This window comes from Janthinobacterium sp. SUN120, assembly GCF_030397735.1.
Taxonomy (GTDB): Bacteria; Pseudomonadota; Gammaproteobacteria; order Burkholderiales; family Burkholderiaceae_D; genus Janthinobacterium; species Janthinobacterium kumbetense.
Genome location: NZ_JAPUBW010000002.1, coordinates 544,244 through 563,472 on the forward strand (window position 1 = coordinate 544,244; position 19,229 = coordinate 563,472).

Consider the following 19,229-nt stretch of genomic DNA (forward strand, 5'->3'; position numbering starts at 1 on the left):
CGATCCTGGTCAAGAATTAAGCTGCTGCTGCGGCTGGAGCGGCTGCTGGTGCTTCGGTGCGGTGGCTTTTGGCCGCGTCTTCGCGTTGTACCGATTTCATCATCGGCGAAGGAGCTGTTTCAGCTTTCTTCATTTTAACGGTCAGGTGACGCAACACGGCATCATTGAATTTGAATGCTGTTTCCAACTCGACCAGGGTCTCGTTGTCGCATTCGATGTTCAGGCAGATGTAGTGTGCTTTAGGCAGCTTTTGGATCGAGTAAGCCATTTGACGGCGACCCCAATCTTCCACGCGGTGAACCGAACCGCCGCGGGTGGTTACGCTGGCTTTGTAGCGTTCGATCATCGCGGGCACTTGCTCGCTTTGGTCCGGATGGACGATAAAGACTATTTCATAATGACGCATGCAAACTCCTTCAGGTCGGATTGATAATCGCCCACCCCGGCGTCAAGACGGGTGTGGGAAGGTCAGCCGAAGATTATAACCGCCTTTTGCAAACGTTTCAATCATTCCTTCCACATGGGCCCGAAAAGCCCGCGCGCCACTGTGCCTTCCGCCCGTGGACAAGTATTTCTTGCGAAATTCGCCCAAAACACGGAAATCCCCTTGCATAGTGGGCGATACTGTACAAAAATACAGACTGTTCATATAGACAGCATTTTAGTATGCACCCACCGCTCATGATCAAGCTGACAGCACGACAAGAACAAATCCTGAACCTGATCAAGGACGCGATTGAAAACACGGGCTTCCCTCCCACCCGTGCCGAAATCGCCAATGAACTGGGTTTCAAATCGGCCAACGCGGCCGAAGAGCATTTGCAGGCCCTGGCCCGCAAGGGCGCGATCGAGATTTCGCCCGGCACCTCGCGCGGCATCCGCCTGATCGGCGCAGCCGCCGAAGCGCTGCCGTCGAGGGTGCCGGCAGCGCTGCTGATGTCGCTGCCCCTGATCGGCCGGGTAGCGGCCGGTTCGCCCATCCTGGCGCAGGAAAACCTGGAAGCGAGCTACAACGTCGACCCGGCCCTGTTTTCGGCCAAGCCCGACTTCCTGCTGAAGGTGCGCGGCTGGTCCATGCGCGACGCCGGCATCATGGATGGCGATTTGTTGGCTGTCAAGAAGGTCGACAGCGCCAAGAATGGCCAGATCGTCGTGGCCCGCATCGGCGACGAAGTGACCGTCAAGCGCTACAAGAAGACGGGTTCCGTCATCGAATTGCTACCGGAAAACCCGGACTTCAAGGTGATTACCGTGTCGCCGGAAGATGAGTTTGCACTGGAAGGGCTGGCTGTCGGCCTGATGCGCAGCTGGCATTAAATCACTGCAGCTAAAGAAAGGGCCGCAACAGCATGACTGTTGCGGCCCTTTCTACATACTGCGCGGCTGTTTAGGCGTCCAGCGCATTTTTGAAGTCATCCAGTAAATCGGCCTCATCCTCGATACCGACGGAGACGCGGATCAGGGATTCGGCGATGCCCATGCTGGCGCGCCGCTCGGCACCCATCTCATAGAAAATCGTGTGGGCGACGGGAATGACCAGGGTGCGCGTGTCGCCGAGATTGCTCGCTGGAATGGCAAGATTGAGACGGTTGAGGAAATCGAAGCAATCGATGCCGTCCTTTAATTCAAAGCTGAACAGCGAGCCATAGCTGCGGAACAAGTCCGTCGCCAGCGCGTGCTGCGGGTGCGACGCCAAACCCGGGTAATGCACGGCCGCCACTCTCGGGTCCGCCTGCAGCATGGTGGCCAGCGCCAGGGCGTTCGAACAGGTGCGGTCCATGCGCAAGGCCATGGTTTCCGCGCCGACGGCGATATGGTGCGCCGCTTCCGGCCCCAGGGACGCGCCGAAGTCGCGCAAGGCCTTGGCGCGGATTTGCGCGATGCCCCACTGTGCGGGCGCCGCCTTCTTGTAATTCTCGAAGATGTTCGGATACTGCGTCCAGTCGAACACGCCCGTGTCCGTCAAGCTGCCGCCCAGCGCATTGCCGTGGCCGCCGATGGATTTCGTCAAGGCATTGACCACCAGGCCCGCGCCCACGGCTTTCGGACGGAACAGGTATGGCGTCGTCATCGTATTGTCGACAATGTACAAGATGCCCTTCTCGCGGCACAAGTCGCCGATTTTCTTCAGGTCGGCGATCTGCGTGCGCGGATTGGCAATAGTTTCCACGAAAACAATCCGCGTGGCCGGCGTGATGGCGGCAGCCACATTGGCCACGTCGGTGGCGTCGACGAACGACACGGCGATGCCCTGCCCCGTCACCGTTTGCCACAGGCTGTTGGTGTTGCCAAACAAAAAGGCCGACGATACGACATGGTCGCCCGCGCGCAGCAAGGATTGCACCACGGCACCGATGGCGCCCATGCCGGTGGCGAAGCACAGGGTCGCCACGCCGTCTTCCATCTTGTTGACCTTGTCTTCCAGCGCGGAAACGGTCGGATTGCCCTGACGGCCATAGCGGAAACCCGGTTCCTTGCCCTGGAACACGGAAGCGAGCTGGCGCGCATCGGCGTAACCAAAGGCAACGGAAGTGTGCACGGGCTTGTGCAGGGAGCCATGTTCGATGCCCTTGCGGCGGTCGTTATGCAGGATGGTGGTGGTAAAGCCGTAGTTTTTTTTATCGTTCATGATCGCGGAGAAAAAAATGCCCGGCATCGGCCGGGCAGCTTACTTATGCTTCTGTTGTCGCCAGGTTCAGGTTCAGCTGGGAACGCGGCGTATCTTCGGGCGCTGCCGCCTTCGGATGGTGACGCGCATATTCCAGGCGGTCCAGGTATTCCTGCGATACGTCGCCCGTCACGTACACGCCATCGAAGCACGAAGCCTCGAAGTTGGTCAGAGCCGGGTTGACGTCGGCGATAGCCTGTTTCAGCGCGCCGATATCCTGGTACACGAGGTAATCGGCCGTGATTTCACGGCACACTTCTTCCGTCGTGCGGCCGTAGGCGATCAGTTCGTCGCGCGTCGGCATGTCGATGCCGTACACGTTCGGGTAAATCACCGGTGGCGCGGCCGAAGCGAAGATGACCTTCGTCGCGCCCGCTTCGCGCGCCATCTGCACGATTTCACGGCTGGTGGTGCCGCGCACGATGGAATCGTCGACCAGCAGCACCACTTTATCCTTGAATTCGGACGGAATCGCGTTGAGCTTCTGGCGCACGGACTTCTTGCGCGCCGCCTGGCCCGGCATGATGAAGGTGCGGCCGATGTAGCGGTTCTTGATGAAGCCTTCGCGGTATTCGATGTTCAGCGCCATGGCCAGCTGGATGGCAGCCGGACGCGAGGAATCGGGAATCGGCATGACCACGTCGATATGCACGCCAGGCAATTCGGCGCGGATCTTTTCAGCCAGGTACTCGCCCATTTTCAGGCGCGTAGCGTACACGGAGGCGCCGTCGATGACGGAATCGGGACGGGCCAGGTAGACGAACTCGAATACGCACGGGTTCAGGCTGGCATTGTCGGCGCACTGGGCGCTGTGCAATTGCTTGTCAGCATCGATGAAGACGGCTTCGCCGGGACCGATATCGCGCACGAAGCGGAAGCCCATGCCTTCCAGGGCCACGGATTCGGAAGCGATCAGGTATTCGGGACCCTGTTCCGTTTCATTGATGCCCAGGCACAGCGGACGGATGCCATGCGGGTCGCGGAAGGCCAGCAAGCCCACGCCGGCGATTTGCGCGACGGCAGCGTAGCCGCCCTTGACGCGGCGGTTCAGCACGGTAACGGCCTTGAAGATGGCTTCCGGGTCCAGGTTCAGGCCCGTCGTCGCTTCCTGGATTTCATGCGCCAGCACGTTGAGCAGCACTTCCGAATCGGAATCGGTATTGATGTGGCGGCGGTCGTTCTTGAACATTTCCAGCTTCAACTGTTCCCAGTTGGTCAGGTTGCCATTGTGCGCCAGGGTGATGCCGAACGGCGCATTCACATAGAACGGCTGTGCTTCCTCTTCGCTCGACGAACCGGCCGTCGGGTAGCGGCAATGGCCGATGCCCGTCGTGCCTTGCAGCGAACGCATGTTGCGCGTACGGAAGACGTCACGCACGAGCCCATTGGCCTTGTGCATGGAAAACATACTGCTGTGATTGGTCGCAATCCCTGCCGCGTCCTGACCGCGATGTTGCAGGAGCAACAATGCATCATAGAGCAATTGATTGACAGGTTGATGGGAAACGACGCCGACGATGCCACACATGGTGTGCTCCTAAACTGTGCTACTGATTTTAAAAAAATTCAAAATTTCACATGCTGCGCGTAAGCGGCAGGCAGATAAGGCTTGATGGCTCGCGCGCCCTGCTCCGCGAGCGGGCTGAGCTGCGCGTTTTTCCAGAATGGCTGCTGCGGTATGGACGTCATGCCACACAAGATGACGGCGGTCAGCACGATCACAAGGCCCCGCGCCACGCCGAACAGGCTGCCCAGGGTGCGGTCGGCCAGGCTCAGGCCCGTCACCTTGACCAGCGCGTCGACCGTCATGGACAGCAATCCCATCAAAATACGCACACCGATGAACAGCACCACGAAAGCCAGCAACAAACGGATGGCTTCGCCCGGCACGGCTTCCGGAAGGAATTTCGCCAGGGTGGCGCCATAGGCATTGGCAATGACGAAAGCCACGACCCAGCTGACCAATGACAATATTTCCTTGACCAGGCCGCGCATCATGCTGATCAGCACGGACGTCACCAGCACGAACAGCACCAGGTAATCGAAGATCGTCACGCCCGTTCAGCCTTGCAACATCACGCCGGTACCAGGCTGCCGCCCAAGCCCAGCTTTTGCAGCTTGGCGCGGGTCTTTTCGGCGTCTTCGCGGCTGCCGAACGGCCCCACGCGCACGCGGATACGTTCGCCCGCCGGGCTGGAGACTTTCTGCGTGTACGACTTGATGCCCGCCTCTCGCAGCTTGTCCTGCAATTCGTCAACCTTGTCCTGCGTCGCCAGCGCCGCCACCTGCACCACGAACTTGCCGCTGCCGGCGTCGTGCGCCTTGTCCTGCACCTTCTCTTGTGGCTTGTCCTGCGGCTTGCCTTCCAGGATGGCCAGCGCGCGCGCGGCATCGTCGGCCGATTGCGCCGGCTTGGCAGGCTTAGTCTCGGGCTTGGTTTCCGGTTTTACTTCATGCTTGGGTTCCGGCTTGGACTCGTGTTTCGGCTCGGCCTTGGGTTCCGGCTTGGTTTCGTGCTTCGGTTCCGGTTTTGGCTCCACCTTGACCGGCTTGGGCTCAGGTTTCGGTTCCACGTAGGCTGGCTTGACCGGCGCAGGCTGGACGGCGGCCAGCACGGGTGCCGGTGCCTGCGTCGGCTTGGCCGCAGGCGGCAGCGGCGCGTCGACGATTTCCTCGGACTGGTCCAGGCCATTCGATGCGGCCCGGGCCGGAACGGCCGGCACGGGTGCCGGTGCAGGCGCTACGGCCTTTTCCTTCGACGGAATATCGATGGCGATATCGTTGAACGGCGCCTTCGGCTCGGAATCGAGCAGCATCGGCAAGCCGACAGCCACGCCCAGGGCCAGGGCAATCGCCCCGACCAAGCGACGGCGTGCGCGCTTTTTTTCAGGCAAGACCGGATCCGGCGCTTCCTTGCCGCCACGGCGCGATCCGCCGCCACCGGAGGTGTTGGCGGCGCGTTTGCGGGTCGGCGACTGTGCTTCGCCAGGGACATAAAAGCCGCTGTCTTCGCCAGAGGATTCTTGCTTGTTTTTAAACAGTTTCGAGAACAAGCCCATGCGTGATTTTCAGTCGAGTGCGTTTCAGTGAAGTGAGGATTTTCGGGCCTTCATCACGCCGGCAACGGTGAGGAAAGAACCAAAGACCACAATTCTATCATTCTCACCGGCCCGGCTCATTGCATTTGCAAAAGCTTGTGCCGGATCATCGAAAATAGATACAGTATGCTCGTTGCTGTCGGGCTTATCTTCCAGCATGATCTGCACCTTGGCGGCCAGCTCGGAAGCCGTGGCCGCGCGCGGCGAAGGCAAGCCCGTCAGGCACCAGTGGTCGACGTGTTCGCTCATCGCGGCCAATACGCCATCGATATCCTTGTCCAGCATGGAGCCGAACACGGCATAGGTGTACGGGTGGAAACCCATATTGCCCAGGTTCTGGTTCAGCGCCGACGCCGCGTGGGGGTTATGCGCTACATCAAGGATCACGCTGGGGCGGCCAGGCAAGACCTGGAAGCGGCCCGGCAGCTCCACCGTCACGAGGCCCGTGCGCACTTCCTGCGCGCCCACGGGCAGTTTCAGCTTCAGCACTTCCAGCGCGGCCAGCACGGCCGTCGCGTTGAGGATCTGGTTGGCGCCGCGCAAGCTTGGATACGCGAGCGAATTGCGGCGCTGCTCGCGTCCGCCGTAGTTCCACTGCTGCTTGTCGCCCGAATAATTGAAATCGCGGCCCATCAGCCACAGGTCGGCGCCGATGGCCTCGGCATGGTCGATCAGGGATTGCGGCGGCACGGGATCGCTGCAGATGGCCGCCTTGCCCGGGCGGAAGATGCCCGCCTTTTCAAAGCCGATCGCTTCGCGCGTGTCGCCCAGGTAATCCGTGTGGTCGATATCGACGCTGGTGACGATGGCCACGTCCGCATCGATCACGTTGACGGCGTCGAGGCGCCCGCCCAGGCCCACTTCCAGGATGGCCACGTCCAGCTTGGCCTGCGACAGCAGGTGCAGGATGGCCAGGGTGGTGAATTCGAAATACGTGAGCGGCGTGTCGCCCCGCACGGCCTCGACGGCATTGAAGCTGGCGACGATCTGTTCGTCGCTGGCCATCTCGCCCAGCACGCGGGCGCGTTCGTTAAAATCGAGAAAGTGCGGCTTGATGTACAGCCCCACTTTGTAGCCGGCACGCAACAGCACGGATTCCAGCATGGCGCAGGTGGAACCCTTGCCATTCGTGCCCGCCACCATGATCACGGGGCAAGTAAACGCTAGCTGCATGCGCGCCTTGACGGCTTGCACGCGGTCCAGGCCCATGTTGATCTGGGTTTCCGAATGGCGGGTTTCCAGCATGGCGAGCCAGTCCGGCAAGGTGGTGGGGAGCTTGTGCATGGGAGACTTCTTGATGAGGAGACAGTACGCGAGGCGCGGAGATGGTGTGGCGTGGCAACCGGGCGTGTCCTGCGGACACCGCCCGGCCTGTTACGTTGGCGTTACGCCAAGACTTCGACGGCCTGGTTTTGCAACAAGGCCAGCAGACGGGCGATTTCTTCGCGCATCTTGCGGCGGTCGACGATCATGTCGACGGCGCCCTTGGTGACGAGAAACTCGGCGCGCTGGAAGCCTTCCGGCAGTTTTTCGCGCACGGTGTTTTCAATCACGCGGGGGCCGGCAAAGCCGATCAGCGCTTTCGGTTCGGCGATGACCACGTCGCCCATGAAGGCGAACGAGGCGGACACGCCGCCCATGGTCGGGTCGGTCAGCACGCTGATGAATGGCAATTTCTTTTCCGACAACTTGGTCAGCATGGCCGTGGTTTTCGCCATCTGCATCAGGGACAGCAAGCCTTCCTGCATGCGCGCGCCACCGGTGGCGGTGATGCAAATGAACGGCACTTTCTGTTCCAGCGCGATTTGCGCGCCGCGCACGAAGCGCTCGCCCACGACGGAGCCCATGGAGCCGCCCATGAATTCGAACTCGAAGCACGCCACGACAACCGGCAGGCTCATGATGGCGCCGCCCATGACGACCATCGCATCCGTCTCGCCCGTCGCTTCCATGGCGGATTTCAGGCGGTCCGGGTATTTCTTGCTATCCTTGAACTTCAAGGTATCGACAGGCAGGATTTCCTGGCCGATTTCATAGCGGCCGCCAGCGTCGAGCAGGCTGTCGAGGCGCTCACGCGCGCGGATGCGCATGTGGTGATCGCATTTCGGGCACACGTGCAAATTCGATTCCAGGTCCGTACGGTACAGCACGGCTTCGCACGACGGGCATTTGACCCACAGGCCTTCCGGCATGGTCTTGCGCGCGGCAGCATCAGAACGCTGTATGCGCGGTGGCAGCAGTTTTTCCAACCAACTCATATTTTCTCCTTGGGCCCTTGTAGGGGTAGCGTCGGTGGACGCCCCCGGCAGACGGTAAACGGCGACGCCCCGCAGGGCGCCACCAAAAATTTTATCTATTGCACAATAACAGGCAAATCAGTGGCCGAAGTGTAGCCGTTTATCGCCGGGCTGTCGAACTTTGCCGCCAACGCATATTGCGTAAACGGCAAGCTTGCTCAGGCGTCCAGTTCGGCGCGGATGCCTGCCGTAAAGCTGCGCACGGCGTCGACGGCGCCGCCTTCCGGGGCATTTTCAATCTCCTGGATGATGCGGCTGCCGATCACGACGGCGTCGGCCACCTTGGCAACGGCCTTGGCCGTGGCCCCATCGCGGATGCCGAAGCCCACGCCGATAGGCAATTTTACATGCTGGCGGATGGCCGCGAGGCGCTCTGCCACCTGTTCCGTATCAATGTTGCCAGCACCCGTGACGCCTTTCAGCGACACATAATAGCTGAAGCCGCCGCCAACCTTGGCCACTTGCGCGATGCGCTCTTCGGTCGAGGTGGGCGCCAGGAGAAAAATCAGGTCGAGGCCCGCTGCGCGCATGGCGGCCGCGAATTCCTCGCACTCTTCCGGCGGATAGTCGACGACGATGGCGCCATCGGCGCCGGCCGCTTGCGCTGCATCAATAAATGCGGCGCTGCCGATGCGTTCGATGGGATTCGCATAGCCCATCAGCACCACGGGCGTCGTCTGGTTCGTTTCGCGGAATTGGCGCACATAGCCGAACACGTCGTGGATGCCGACGTTGAATTTCAAGGCCCGCTCGCAGGCGCGCTGGATGACGGGGCCTTCGGCCATGGGGTCGGAAAACGGCACGCCCAGTTCCAGCACGTCGGCGCCGCCCTCGACGAGCGCGTGCATCAGGGGCACGGTGGCGTCGGGGCCGGGGTCGCCGGCGGTAATGAAGGTGACCAGGGCGGTCTTGTTGTTGGATTTTAAGTTGGCAAAGGTGGCGGAGATACGGGACATGGCGAGCTTTCGTGTTATCGGTGAGAGATGTCGGATGGCGCGCTATGCGCTCATCCGACCTGCGCGGGATTTTTCAGCTGTTTAGCTGAAATTGAGTCCCATGCGTTCCGCCACGGTATGCATGTCCTTGTCGCCGCGGCCCGACAGGTTGGCCAGTACAATTTTATCTTTCGGCAAGGTGGCAGCCAGCTTGGCCGCGTAAGCCAGCGCGTGCGACGATTCCAGGGCCGGGATGATGCCTTCGATATGGCAGCAATCGTGGAACGCCTGCAGCGCCTCCTCATCCGTGATCGACACGTACTGCGCGCGGCCCGAGTCTTTCAGCCACGCATGTTCCGGGCCTACGCCGGGATAGTCGAGGCCGGCCGAGACGGAATGCGTCTCGATGATCTGGCCATTTTCATCCTGCAGCAGGTAGGTGCGGTTGCCGTGCAGCACGCCCGGAAAACCGGCCGTCAGCGAGGCCGAGTGCTTGCCCGTGTCCAGGCCTTCGCCGGCCGCTTCCACGCCGATCAGCTTGACGTCTTTCTGGTCGATATACGGGTAAAAGATACCCATGGCGTTCGAGCCGCCGCCGATGCAGGCCAGCACGTAGTCGGGCTGGCGGCCCGTCATTTCCGGCATCTGCACCAGACATTCCTCGCCGATCACGGACTGGAAGTCGCGCACCATCATCGGATACGGGTGGGGGCCGGCCACGGTGCCGATGATATAAAAGGTGTTTTCGATATTCGTGACCCAGTCGCGCATGGCTTCGTTCAGCGCATCCTTGAGGGTCTTGGAGCCGGATTCGACGGGCACGACGGTGGCACCCAGCAATTTCATGCGGTACACGTTCTGCGCCTGGCGCTTGACGTCTTCGCTGCCCATGTAGACCACGCATTCGAGGCCGAAGCGGGCGCAGATGGTGGCCGTGGCCACGCCGTGCTGGCCGGCGCCCGTCTCGGCGATGATGCGCGGCTTGCCCATGCGCTTGGCCAGCAGGGCCTGGCCGATGACGTTATTGATCTTGTGCGCGCCCGTGTGGTTCAAGTCTTCGCGCTTGAAATAGATTTGCGCGCCGCCCGCCATCTCGGACCAGCGCTTGGCGTGGTAGATCGGCGATGGGCGCCCGACGAAATGCTTCAGCTCGTAGCGGAATTCTTCGAGGAATTCCGGATCGACGCTGTAGCGGGCGTAGGCTTCCTTCAGCTCGGCCAGCGCATGCGTGAGCGTTTCGGCAACGAAGGAACCGCCGTACGGGCCGAAGTGGCCGCGCAGGTCGGGAAACGGGTAATCGGTGGCGTGGAACAATGCGGCGGCTGCGCCGGGCGCGGTGGTGTGGTCATTCATGGTTGTTTCCTCTGGCAATGATGGCATCGGCATCCTGCACCGCGGCGATGAACGCGCGGACACGGGACGCGTCCTTGATGCCCTTGGACGCTTCGACACCACTGCTGATGTCGACGGCGTAAGGGCGCACGCGCACCACTGCGTCAGTCGCGTTTTGTACGCTCAAGCCACCACTTAAAACGACCCGAGGCGCGAGTTCTTTTGGAATGAGGGACCAATCAAATACCTTTCCTGCACCACCGTAGGCATCCACATAGGTATCGAGCAAGAGACTCGAAAACAAGGGACTGGCGGCGCGATAGCGCTGTTCGTATTCTAGCAAATCTTCAAAGGAGGTGTCGGGTTTGACGCGGAACACTTGCGTAAACGGCGTATTCACGGCGCCAGCCAGCGCGGCGCTGTGTTCGGGCGTCTCGTCGCCATGAAATTGCAACAGAGACAATGGCGCCACGGCCTTTGTTGCCTGCACTTCTTCCAGCGTGGCATTGACGAACAGGCCGACCGTCGTCACGTACGGCGGCATGGCCGCGATCAGGCTGGCTGCATGCTCGGGCGTGACATAGCGGGGGCTTTTCGGATAAAACACGAAACCGATGGCGTCGGCGCCCGCCGCCACGACAGCCTGGATGTCTTCGGCGCGGGTCAGGCCGCAGATCTTGATGCGTGTGCGAGGCATGGCTATCCTTTATTGATGCAGATCAAAACCAGGGCAAGGCGCTGCTGCTGTCTTGCGGCAAGGCCCATTTCGGATCGTAATCGATCTGCGCCAGGTACAAGCCGTCCGGCATGAACGTGGGCGCAGCCGCATGACGATCCTTGCTTTCAAGCAAGTGCCCGAGCCAGTCCGGTTTTTCGCGTCCCGTACCGATGTAGACGAGCGAACCGACCAGGTTGCGCACCATGTGGTGCAGGAAGGCATTGGCTGTAATCGTAAAAATCACGCAATCGCCGCGCCGCTCGATGCGGATGTCATGCATCAGCTTGACAGGCGACTTGGCCTGGCATTGCGCGGCACGGAAGGCCGTGAAATCGTGCCAGCCCAGCAGCGGCTGCACAGCCTGGCGCATCAGTTCCACGTCCAGCGGACGGAAAAAGAAACCGGCACGGCCTTCCACCAGCGGCGAACGGGTAGCGTTGTTGTACAACACATAATGATAGGTACGCGCGCGCGCGCTGAAACGGGCGTGGAAGAAGTCATTGACCGTCGGATCGCCTTCGAGTTCCTTGGCCCAGCGCACGGCGATGGATTTCGGCAGGAAGGCGTTGACGCCGCGCACCCACGAGTGCACGTCGCGGTTCAATTCCGTATCGAAATGTACGACTTGCTCGAGCGCATGCACGCCCGTGTCCGTGCGGCCGGCGCAGGTGGTGGCCAGGCGTACGCGGGCAAACTGTTCCAGCGCGTTTTCCAGCTGGTCCTGCACCGTCTGCCCGTCTTCCTGCTTCTGGTATCCGTGCCAGGCCGTGCCGTCGTACTGCAGGCCGAGGACGATACGCTTCAATGGCGTTGCTGTCGTAATATTTTGCATCGAAGCATTATACCGGCGCAGCAGCCTGCCGCGCCGGCGGGTATTGCTAACTGAGCAGGGCGCGCATCGTGTTAGCTTTTTTCACCTGCTCTTCGCTGCCACCCTTGATGACTTCATCGATCAGCTCGCGCGCGCCTTCCTTGTCGCCGATTTCCTGGTAAGCGATCGCCAGGTCCAGCTTGGTATCCATTTCCATGTGGATGGCCGACAAGGGGTCGTCCACGCCCACGCTGGCCGTCTTGCCATCGTTGAGGTCCAGGTCGATGCCGGACAGGTCGAATTCCTGCGCCGGCGGTATGGCTTCCGGCAAGGTGGCCGGCGTTTGCGCATCGTCAAACAGGCTGTCGATGGAAGGCTCGGCCGCCGCCACCGGCGCGGCAGCGGGCGCGACAGGCTCGTCGAGGTCGAAATGGGCCAGGTCGACATCCTTCAGCGGATCAGGCAACGGCGTCAAGCCGGCACCCACGCCGTTCACGGGACCGGCTGGCGGCTCCAGGTCCAGGCCGAAATCCATGCTGGCGTCATAGTGCACATCGTGCGCATCCTGCGCGGCAGAAACAGGCTTGCTGTCCGGCCCCGGCATGACGATCGGGTCGCTGGTGGAAACAGGCTCGAAATCGAGGCTGTCGAGGTCAAAATCGAGCGGATCGCGCGCATCGCGGGCCGCCACGGAGGACACCGGTTCGGCCGGCGCCAAGTCGGCCAGCGGCGCAGGAGTAGACAAATCGTCCGGCAAGTCCATGCTCTGGCCATGCAAGTCGTCGCCGGCAGCCTTGCTCAGACTGACGACGGCGTCGTCTTCCGTATCGCCATACAGGGGATTGGAAGGGTCGAGCGCCAGGCCCAGCGCGGCCGCCTGCGGCCACTCTTCGCCCTGGCCGCGCGTCAGGCTGTACAGCTCGCTGGCCTGGTCTTCAAACGCGCGCACGTCGTTGCGGGCCGAATAGATTTCCAGCAACTTCAAGCGGGCGGCATGGCGCTCGGGGTGGATGCGCAAGGCTTCCTTGAGGATATCTTCCGCCTGGCCATCGCGGCCGTAAGCGATATACACGTCCGCTTCGGCGACCGGGTCCGTTTCATTCGCGTCGAGCATGCTGGCGCCCGCTGCGGCGGCCACGCCGGCAGCGGCGGCGCCCGTGCCGAACAGGTGGTTGCTCGCTTCGGACTGCTGGTCTTCCGGCGCCAGGCCGGCCGGCGGCGCCACTGGCGCTTCCGGCTCGAACACGGGGGCGATATCTTCGGCGGGCGGCGGCGTCTCCTTGCGGCGGCGCGCGATCACCAGCGCGGCCACGGCGGCCAGCAGCGCGGCCAGGCCGATGCCGATGGCGCCCAGGTGGTCGCTGATCTTGTCGGCGAAGGTCGGTTCCAGCGGCGATGGCTTTTTCACCAGCGGCACCGGTTTCGCCTTCGGCACGGGCGGCTGGGCTTCGGCAGGTGCGCTGGCGACGGCGCTGGCCGATGCGTTTACCGCTGCGCTGGCAGCGGCCTCGGCCGGCTTGGAGGGCGCCGGGGCGCTCTTGTCGGCCATGGCCTTGCTCTTGACCGCCATCAACTTTTCCAGGTCGCTGACGTTCTTTTCCAGTTCCTTGACGCGGGCGGCCGCTTCATCGACCTGCTTCGCCTTGGCGATCTTGTCTTCTTCGCTGGCAACGGCGCTCTTGCCGGCCGACTTGGCTGCCGGCTCCGCCTTCGACAATTTCAGCTTGTCTTGCGACTCGCTCACGGCCGTCGGTTTTTCCTGCACCTTGGTCGGGCCGATCTTGCCGGCCGTGCTTTGCGTCGCTTGCACGGCCTTGGCCGGCTTGCTTTGCGACACCTGGCCAGCGAGCTTGTTGCGGTAGGCGTCGAAATCGATGGCGTGCGCCGTCACGATGCCCTTCGCTTCAGCCGCGCCGGTGGCGCGCACGGTATCTGCACCCGGCACGGCCAGGATGCGCCCGGCCTGCATGCGGTTCATGTTCTCGCCCTTGAAGGCGTCGGGATTGGCGCGGTACAGGGCGACGAGCATCATGTCGAGCGACACGCCCGATGGCTTCAGTTCGCTGGCGATGCGGCTCAGGGTGTCGCCCGCCTTGACCTTGTATTCGCCTGCCGCCTTTTTCGACGCCGGCGGTGCCGTATCGGCAGCAGCCGGCTTGGCCTTGCCTGGCTCGACCGGCGCCGTCACCTGCGCGCCGCGCGTCTGGCGCGCTTCGGGCGTGTCGAGCACGAACGCATATTCGCGCACCTGGCGGCCGCTCTTGCTGCTCAGCTCCAGCAGCAGGTCGACCATGGGTTCGGCCACCGGTTGCGCCGAGCTGATGCGGATGAAGGACTTGCCGTTGCGGTTTTCCACGGCAAACGTCAACGCGTTCAGGGCGGGATTGAATTCCACGTTGGCCTGGCGGTAGGCGTCCGGCGGCGCCAGCTTGGCCAGCAGGCTCGAAGCCTCGCCTGGCTTGACGGCCGATAATTCGACCTCGGCGCGCAGCGGCTGGCCGGCGGCGGACAGCACCGTGATCTTGCCCAGCTCGGCTGCGGATACCGCCGGTGACAATAACACCGCACAGGCGACAGCGCTGCTGAGTGTTTTAATGGCAAGGGAGGCGACCCGGGGACGAGTGTGTACAGGCATAGTTGGCGGCATCTTAGTTGACATGGGAAAACTGTTACTTTTCCAGAGGTATCAACATATCATCATGCCCAGAGCTATGCAAGCTCCGCATGGTTGAGCCTTGACGGGCTCAGGACGAAAAAAAAGCCGGGAAAACAGCCCCGGCTTGATCTGGATCAGCAATTAATTGCCGTTATGCGTCCAACAAAATACGCAGCATGCGGCGCAGCGGCTCGGCCGCGCCCCACAGCAATTGGTCGCCCACGGTGAACGCGGACAGGTATTCGCCGCCCATGCTCATCTTGCGCACGCGGCCGACGGGAATCGTCAGGCTGCCCGTGACGGCGGCCGGCGACAGGTCGCGCACGGACGCTTCGCGCGTGTTCGGCACGAATTTCACCCATTGGTTGTTGCTGGCGATGATGTCGTTGATTTCATCGAGCGGCACGTCTTTTTTCAGCTTGATGGTCAAGGCTTGCGAATGGCAGCGCATGGCGCCGATGCGCACGCACAGGCCGTCGACCGGGATTTCCTTCGTGCCGAAATCGATGCCGCGGCCCAGGATCTTGTTCGTTTCCGCGCCGGCCTTCCACTCTTCCTTCGACTGGCCGTTGCCCAGGTCCTTGTCGATCCACGGGATCAGGTTGCCGGCCAGCGGCGCGCCGAATTGCTTGATTTCATCCGGGGAATAGCCGTGCTGGGTGGCCAGCACCTGGCGGTCGATTTCCAGGATGGCGGAAGCGGGGTTGTCCAGCAGCGCCTTGACGGAACCGTTGATGGTGCCGAATTGCGTCAGCAGTTCGCGCATGTGCTGCGCGCCGCCGCCCGATGCTGCCTGGTACGTCATCGACGTCATCCAGTCGATCAAATCGTGCTGGAACAGGCCGCCCAGACCCATCATCATGCACGACACGGTGCAATTGCCGCCGATGTAGTTCTTGACGCCCTTGCCCAACGCATCCTTGATGACGTGCAGGTTGACGGGATCGAGCACGATGACGGCGTCTTTTTCCATGCGCAAGGTCGAGGCCGCATCGATCCAGTAGCCATTCCAGCCCGCTGCGCGCAGCTGCGGGAAGACGGCGCTCGTGTAGTCGCCGCCCTGGCAGGAAATGATGATGTCGCACTTGGACAGTTCGGCGATGTTGTTGGCATCCTTGAGGATGGTTTCATTCTTCGCCATGGCCGGCGCCGCGCCGCCCGTGTTCGAGGTGGTGAAAAACACCGGTTCGATGTGGGCGAAATCGCCCTCTTCCTGCATGCGCTGCATCAGGACCGAACCGACCATACCGCGCCAACCTACCAAGCCAACTAATTTCATTACCATTCCTCAAGATGAGACGGCGACTGCCGTCATTAGACTATTTTATCCCAGTGCTTTTACAACTGCATCACCCATGGCCTCGGTACCGACCAAAGTCGTGCCCGCTTCATGGATGTCGGCCGTGCGCAAGCCCTGCGCCAGCACCTGCTTCACGGCCGTTTCGATGCGGTTTGCCTGCTCTTCGCGGTTCAGCGAATAGCGCAACATCATGGCGGCCGACAAGATCGTCGCCAGCGGATTGGCGATGCCCTTGCCCGCGATATCGGGCGCCGAGCCGTGCGATGGCTCGTACAGACCCTTGTTGTTGGCGTCCAGCGAGGCCGACGGCAGCATGCCGATCGAACCCGTCAGCATGGCGGCCGCGTCCGACAAGATGTCGCCGAACATGTTCCCGGTCACCATGACGTCGAATTTCTTCGGCGCCCGCACCAGCTGCATGGCCGCGTTATCGACATACATATGATCGAGCGCAACATCCGGGTATTCCTTGTGCACGTCGATGACGATGTCTTTCCAGAACTGGAACGTTTCCAGCACGTTCGCCTTGTCCACGCTGGTGAGGCGCTTGTCGCGCTTTTGCGCTGCCTGGAAAGCCACGTGGGCGATGCGGCGGATTTCGCCTTCCGCATAGCGCATGGTGTCGAATCCTTCGCGCTGGCCCTTGAACGGACCGTCCGGGCACTCGCGCACGCCGCGGGGCTGGCCAAAATAAATGTCGCCCGTCAATTCGCGGATGATCAAAATGTCCAGGCCGGACACCACTTCCGGTTTCAGGGTCGAGGCACCCGCCAGTTCCGGATACAGGATCGCCGGACGCAGGTTGGCGAACAGGCCCAGGTTCTTGCGCAAGCCCAGAATCGCCTGCTCGGGACGGAACTGGCGCTCCAGCATATCGTATTTGTAGTCGCCCACGGCGCCAAACAGCACGGCATCGGCTGCCTTCGCCAGGGCCAGGGTGCCTTCCGGCAGCGGGTGGCCATGGGCCGCATAGCCGGCGCCGCCCACGGGCGCGCTTTCCAGCTCGAACGATTCGCCCAGCACATTCAAGACCTTGACGGCTTGCGCGACGATTTCAGGACCGATGCCGTCGCCGGGTAAGATTGCAATTTTCATATTTTTATCGATTAGATGACGTTGGCGAGCCAAGGCTGATTGTTCAAATGACGCTCTTCGAAGGCGCGGATATCGTCCGCGTGGCGCAGGGTCAGGCCGATATCGTCGAGCCCATTCATCAGGCAATATTTGCGGAAGGCATCGATCTCGAACGGATACGATACGGAACCATTGCTGGTGCGCACGCATTGCTGCTCCAGGTCCACCACCAGCTTGAAGCCGGGGAAAGCCTTGACTTCATTGAACAGGTGCTCGACCTGGCTTTCCGACAACACGATGGGCAGCAAGCCGTTCTTGTAGCAGTTATTGAAGAAGATGTCGGCGAACGAGGGCGCGATGATGGCGCGGAAGCCATATTGATCGAGCGCCCACGGCGCGTGTTCGCGCGAGGAACCGCAGCCGAAATTCTTGCGCGTCAGCAAGATCGAGGCGCCCTGGTAGCGCGGCTCGTTGAGCACGAACTCCGGGTTCAGCGGACGGCGGCTGTTGTCCTGGCCCGGTTCGCCATGGTCGAGGTAGCGCCATTCGTCGAACAGGTTGGGGCCGAAACCGCTGCGGTGGATCGATTTCAGGAATTGCTTCGGGATAATCGCGTCGGTGTCGACGTTGGCGCGGTCCAGCGGGGCGACCAGGCCTTCGTAAATCGTAAATTTATCCATGCTGTTTCTACTCGGTAAGACGCGCGGCGCAGGGCGCCGGCACGTCGCGGTTTATTTTCCGCCGGCGCCAGTGACAACCTGGCCGACTTTCTGCACATCGCGGCCGATGCCGGAGACGGTGTTGCAGCCAGACAAGATGACGGTGGCGATGAGGAGGGCGAAGAGTTTTTTCATGATGATTTCTTGATAGTAAGTAAGGGACTGGGAACGCTAGTGTAAACCAGCGGCACCAGTCCCTGCCGTCATCGCAAGCCCCGCACGTCGACAAAGTGGCCGGCGATACCCGCCGCGGCCGCCATCGCGGGCGACACCAGGTGGGTACGCCCGCCCTGCCCTTGCCGGCCTTCGAAGTTGCGGTTCGACGTGGACGCGCAGCGTTCGCCCGGCTCCAGGCGGTCCGCATTCATGGCCAGGCACATGGAACAGCCCGGCTCGCGCCATTCGAAACCGGCATCCTTGAAGATGCGGTCGAGTCCCTCGCGCTCCGCCTGATCCTTGACCAGGCCGGAACCGGGCACCACCAGCGCCAGCGAGACGTTCGAGGCGCGGTACTTGCCGCGCACCACGGCCGCTGCCGCGCGCAAATCCTCGATGCGCGAATTGGTGCAGGAACCGATGAAGACCTTGTCGATGCGGATATCTTCGATGGCCGTGTTCGGCTTGAGGTTCATGTAGACGAGCGCCTTTTCCATCGCATCGCGCTTGACGCTGTCTTTTTCCTGGTCGGGGTCCGGCACGCGGCCATCGACGCCGATCACCATCTCGGGCGACGTGCCCCAGGTCACTTGCGGCACGATGTCTTGCGCGTTGAGGGTGACGACGAGGTCGAAGCGGGCGCCCGGGTCCGAATGCAGGGTGCGCCAATAGGCCACGGCGCGTTCCCAGTGCGGGCCGGCCGGCGAAAACGGGCGGCCCTTGACGTAATTGATGGTGGTGTCGTCCACGCCGATGATGCCGGCGCGCGCGCCCGCCTCGATGGCCATGTTGCACACCGTCATGCGGCCTTCCATCGACAGGGCGCGGATCGCCGAGCCGCCGAACTCGATACAGTAGCCCGTGCCGCCGGCCGTGCCGATCTTGCCGATGATGGCCAGCACGATATCTTTCGCCGTCACGCCGGCAGGCAAGGCGCCGTCGACCTGCACCAGCATGGATTTGGATTTCTTTTGCAGCAAGGTCTGCGTGGCCAGCACGTGCTCGACTTCGGACGTGCCGATGCCGTGCGCCAGCGCGCCGAACGCGCCGTGCGTGGACGTGTGCGAATCGCCGCAGACGACCGTCATGCCGGGCAGGGTCGCGCCCTGCTCGGGGCCGATCACATGCACGATACCCTGACGCTTGTCGTTCATGTTGAAGTAGGTCAAGCCATAGTGCCGGGCGTTCTTGTCCAGGGTTTCCACCTGCAGGCGCGAGACCGGGTCGGCAATGCCGTCGACCCGGCTGGTGGTGGGCACGTTATGGTCGGCCACGGCCAGGTTGGCGGAAATGCGCCACGGCTGGCGGCCCGCCACGCTGAGGCCATCGAAGGCTTGCGGGCTGGTGACTTCGTGCAGCAGGTGCCGGTCGATGTACAGAATTGTCGTGCCATCATCTTCGGCCCGAACAACGTGGGATTCCCAAAGTTTGTCGTAAAGCGTCTTCATCATGATTTATGCAGCGT

At 62.0% G+C, this 19,229-nt stretch carries 18 protein-coding genes; 1 reads left to right on the plus strand and 17 read right to left on the minus strand.

Annotation, left to right across the window (positions count from 1 at the left end; translation table 11 throughout):
* Positions 1–16 precede the first annotated feature (16 nt).
* The gene (rpsF, locus tag O0879_RS12145; protein WP_034750499.1) at positions 17–406 is read right to left on the minus strand and encodes a 30S ribosomal protein S6; all 390 of its coding nucleotides are present in this window, start codon (positions 404–406) and stop codon (positions 17–19) included.
* Positions 407–681: 275 nt separating this feature from the next.
* Here rpsF and lexA point away from each other — a divergent pair, with 275 nt between their 5' ends.
* Positions 682–1,317 (plus strand): transcriptional repressor LexA, encoded by a 636-nt coding sequence (gene lexA, locus O0879_RS12150; RefSeq protein ID WP_289917864.1) that lies wholly within the window; start codon positions 682–684, stop codon positions 1,315–1,317.
* A 70-nt stretch (positions 1,318–1,387) separates the two neighbouring features.
* Here the strand turns inward: lexA and O0879_RS12155 are convergent, their stop codons facing one another.
* The 16 genes from O0879_RS12155 to leuC form a co-directional block, all read right to left on the minus strand.
* Positions 1,388–2,629, minus strand: coding sequence for a cystathionine gamma-synthase family protein (locus O0879_RS12155; RefSeq protein ID WP_289916660.1), 1,242 nt, complete (start codon positions 2,627–2,629; stop codon positions 1,388–1,390).
* A 43-nt stretch (positions 2,630–2,672) separates the two neighbouring features.
* Entirely contained in the window at positions 2,673–4,196 is a 1,524-nt protein-coding gene (gene purF, locus O0879_RS12160; protein WP_034783451.1) for an amidophosphoribosyltransferase, read from the minus strand.
* Positions 4,197–4,234: 38 nt separating this feature from the next.
* Complete coding sequence (locus tag O0879_RS12165) at positions 4,235–4,723, minus strand: CvpA family protein (RefSeq protein WP_251350435.1); 489 nt, start codon at positions 4,721–4,723, stop codon at positions 4,235–4,237.
* Positions 4,724–4,743: 20 nt separating this feature from the next.
* Positions 4,744–5,727 carry an SPOR domain-containing protein gene (locus O0879_RS12170; RefSeq protein WP_289916661.1) on the minus strand — a complete coding sequence of 328 codons (984 nt, stop codon included), beginning with the start codon at positions 5,725–5,727 and terminating at the stop codon, positions 4,744–4,746.
* Positions 5,728–5,751: 24 nt separating this feature from the next.
* A complete protein-coding gene (gene folC / locus O0879_RS12175; protein ID WP_289916662.1) occupies positions 5,752–7,050 on the minus strand; it encodes a bifunctional tetrahydrofolate synthase/dihydrofolate synthase in 1,299 nt (432 codons plus the stop codon).
* A 101-nt stretch (positions 7,051–7,151) separates the two neighbouring features.
* On the minus strand, positions 7,152–8,024 hold the full coding sequence (accD, locus tag O0879_RS12180) for an acetyl-CoA carboxylase, carboxyltransferase subunit beta (RefSeq protein WP_010400390.1): 873 nt from the start codon (positions 8,022–8,024) through the stop codon (positions 7,152–7,154).
* A gap of 197 nt (positions 8,025–8,221) precedes the next feature.
* Positions 8,222–9,019 carry a tryptophan synthase subunit alpha gene (gene trpA, locus O0879_RS12185; protein ID WP_289916663.1) on the minus strand — a complete coding sequence of 266 codons (798 nt, stop codon included), beginning with the start codon at positions 9,017–9,019 and terminating at the stop codon, positions 8,222–8,224.
* A gap of 81 nt (positions 9,020–9,100) precedes the next feature.
* Entirely contained in the window at positions 9,101–10,351 is a 1,251-nt protein-coding gene (trpB, locus tag O0879_RS12190) for a tryptophan synthase subunit beta (protein ID WP_289916664.1), read from the minus strand.
* The gene (locus tag O0879_RS12195; protein WP_289916665.1) at positions 10,344–11,027 is read right to left on the minus strand and encodes a phosphoribosylanthranilate isomerase; all 684 of its coding nucleotides are present in this window, start codon (positions 11,025–11,027) and stop codon (positions 10,344–10,346) included. The genes trpB and O0879_RS12195 overlap by 8 nt, the downstream gene beginning before the upstream one ends.
* A gap of 22 nt (positions 11,028–11,049) precedes the next feature.
* Entirely contained in the window at positions 11,050–11,853 is an 804-nt protein-coding gene (gene truA, locus O0879_RS12200; protein WP_070260513.1) for a tRNA pseudouridine(38-40) synthase TruA, read from the minus strand.
* 73 nt (positions 11,854–11,926) lie between these two features.
* Positions 11,927–14,422, minus strand: a complete 2,496-nt coding sequence (locus O0879_RS12205) for a FimV/HubP family polar landmark protein (protein WP_289916666.1) — start codon at positions 14,420–14,422, stop codon at positions 11,927–11,929.
* Positions 14,423–14,666: 244 nt separating this feature from the next.
* Complete coding sequence (gene asd, locus O0879_RS12210) at positions 14,667–15,794, minus strand: aspartate-semialdehyde dehydrogenase (protein WP_071653756.1); 1,128 nt, start codon at positions 15,792–15,794, stop codon at positions 14,667–14,669.
* A 45-nt stretch (positions 15,795–15,839) separates the two neighbouring features.
* Complete coding sequence (leuB, locus tag O0879_RS12215; RefSeq protein ID WP_289916667.1) at positions 15,840–16,910, minus strand: 3-isopropylmalate dehydrogenase; 1,071 nt, start codon at positions 16,908–16,910, stop codon at positions 15,840–15,842.
* Between the two features lie 11 nt (positions 16,911–16,921).
* Entirely contained in the window at positions 16,922–17,569 is a 648-nt protein-coding gene (leuD, locus tag O0879_RS12220; protein WP_251350427.1) for a 3-isopropylmalate dehydratase small subunit, read from the minus strand.
* A 51-nt stretch (positions 17,570–17,620) separates the two neighbouring features.
* Positions 17,621–17,743, minus strand: a complete 123-nt coding sequence (locus O0879_RS12225; RefSeq protein WP_010400408.1) for an entericidin A/B family lipoprotein — start codon at positions 17,741–17,743, stop codon at positions 17,621–17,623.
* A gap of 68 nt (positions 17,744–17,811) precedes the next feature.
* Positions 17,812–19,215, minus strand: a complete 1,404-nt coding sequence (leuC, locus tag O0879_RS12230) for a 3-isopropylmalate dehydratase large subunit (RefSeq protein WP_289904070.1) — start codon at positions 19,213–19,215, stop codon at positions 17,812–17,814.
* Positions 19,216–19,229 lie beyond the last annotated feature (14 nt).

What these genes read in the sequence shown, in the direction of transcription:
- rpsF (WP_034750499.1), bottom strand. Translation starts at nt 406, where the DNA reads ATGCGTCATTATGAAATAGTCTTTATCGTCCATCCGGACCAAAGCGAG.
- lexA (WP_289917864.1), top strand. Translation starts at nt 682, where the DNA reads ATGATCAAGCTGACAGCACGACAAGAACAAATCCTGAACCTGATCAAG.
- O0879_RS12155 (WP_289916660.1), bottom strand. Translation starts at nt 2,629, where the DNA reads ATGAACGATAAAAAAAACTACGGCTTTACCACCACCATCCTGCATAAC.
- purF (WP_034783451.1), bottom strand. Translation starts at nt 4,196, where the DNA reads ATGTGTGGCATCGTCGGCGTCGTTTCCCATCAACCTGTCAATCAATTG.
- O0879_RS12170 (WP_289916661.1), bottom strand. Translation starts at nt 5,727, where the DNA reads ATGGGCTTGTTCTCGAAACTGTTTAAAAACAAGCAAGAATCCTCTGGC.
- folC (WP_289916662.1), bottom strand. Translation starts at nt 7,050, where the DNA reads ATGCACAAGCTCCCCACCACCTTGCCGGACTGGCTCGCCATGCTGGAA.
- accD (WP_010400390.1), bottom strand. Translation starts at nt 8,024, where the DNA reads ATGAGTTGGTTGGAAAAACTGCTGCCACCGCGCATACAGCGTTCTGAT.
- trpA (WP_289916663.1), bottom strand. Translation starts at nt 9,019, where the DNA reads ATGTCCCGTATCTCCGCCACCTTTGCCAACTTAAAATCCAACAACAAG.
- trpB (WP_289916664.1), bottom strand. Translation starts at nt 10,351, where the DNA reads ATGAATGACCACACCACCGCGCCCGGCGCAGCCGCCGCATTGTTCCAC.
- O0879_RS12195 (WP_289916665.1), bottom strand. Translation starts at nt 11,027, where the DNA reads ATGCCTCGCACACGCATCAAGATCTGCGGCCTGACCCGCGCCGAAGAC.
- asd (WP_071653756.1), bottom strand. Translation starts at nt 15,794, where the DNA reads ATGAAATTAGTTGGCTTGGTAGGTTGGCGCGGTATGGTCGGTTCGGTC.
- leuB (WP_289916667.1), bottom strand. Translation starts at nt 16,910, where the DNA reads ATGAAAATTGCAATCTTACCCGGCGACGGCATCGGTCCTGAAATCGTC.
- leuD (WP_251350427.1), bottom strand. Translation starts at nt 17,569, where the DNA reads ATGGATAAATTTACGATTTACGAAGGCCTGGTCGCCCCGCTGGACCGC.
- O0879_RS12225 (WP_010400408.1), bottom strand. Translation starts at nt 17,743, where the DNA reads ATGAAAAAACTCTTCGCCCTCCTCATCGCCACCGTCATCTTGTCTGGC.
- leuC (WP_289904070.1), bottom strand. Translation starts at nt 19,215, where the DNA reads ATGATGAAGACGCTTTACGACAAACTTTGGGAATCCCACGTTGTTCGG.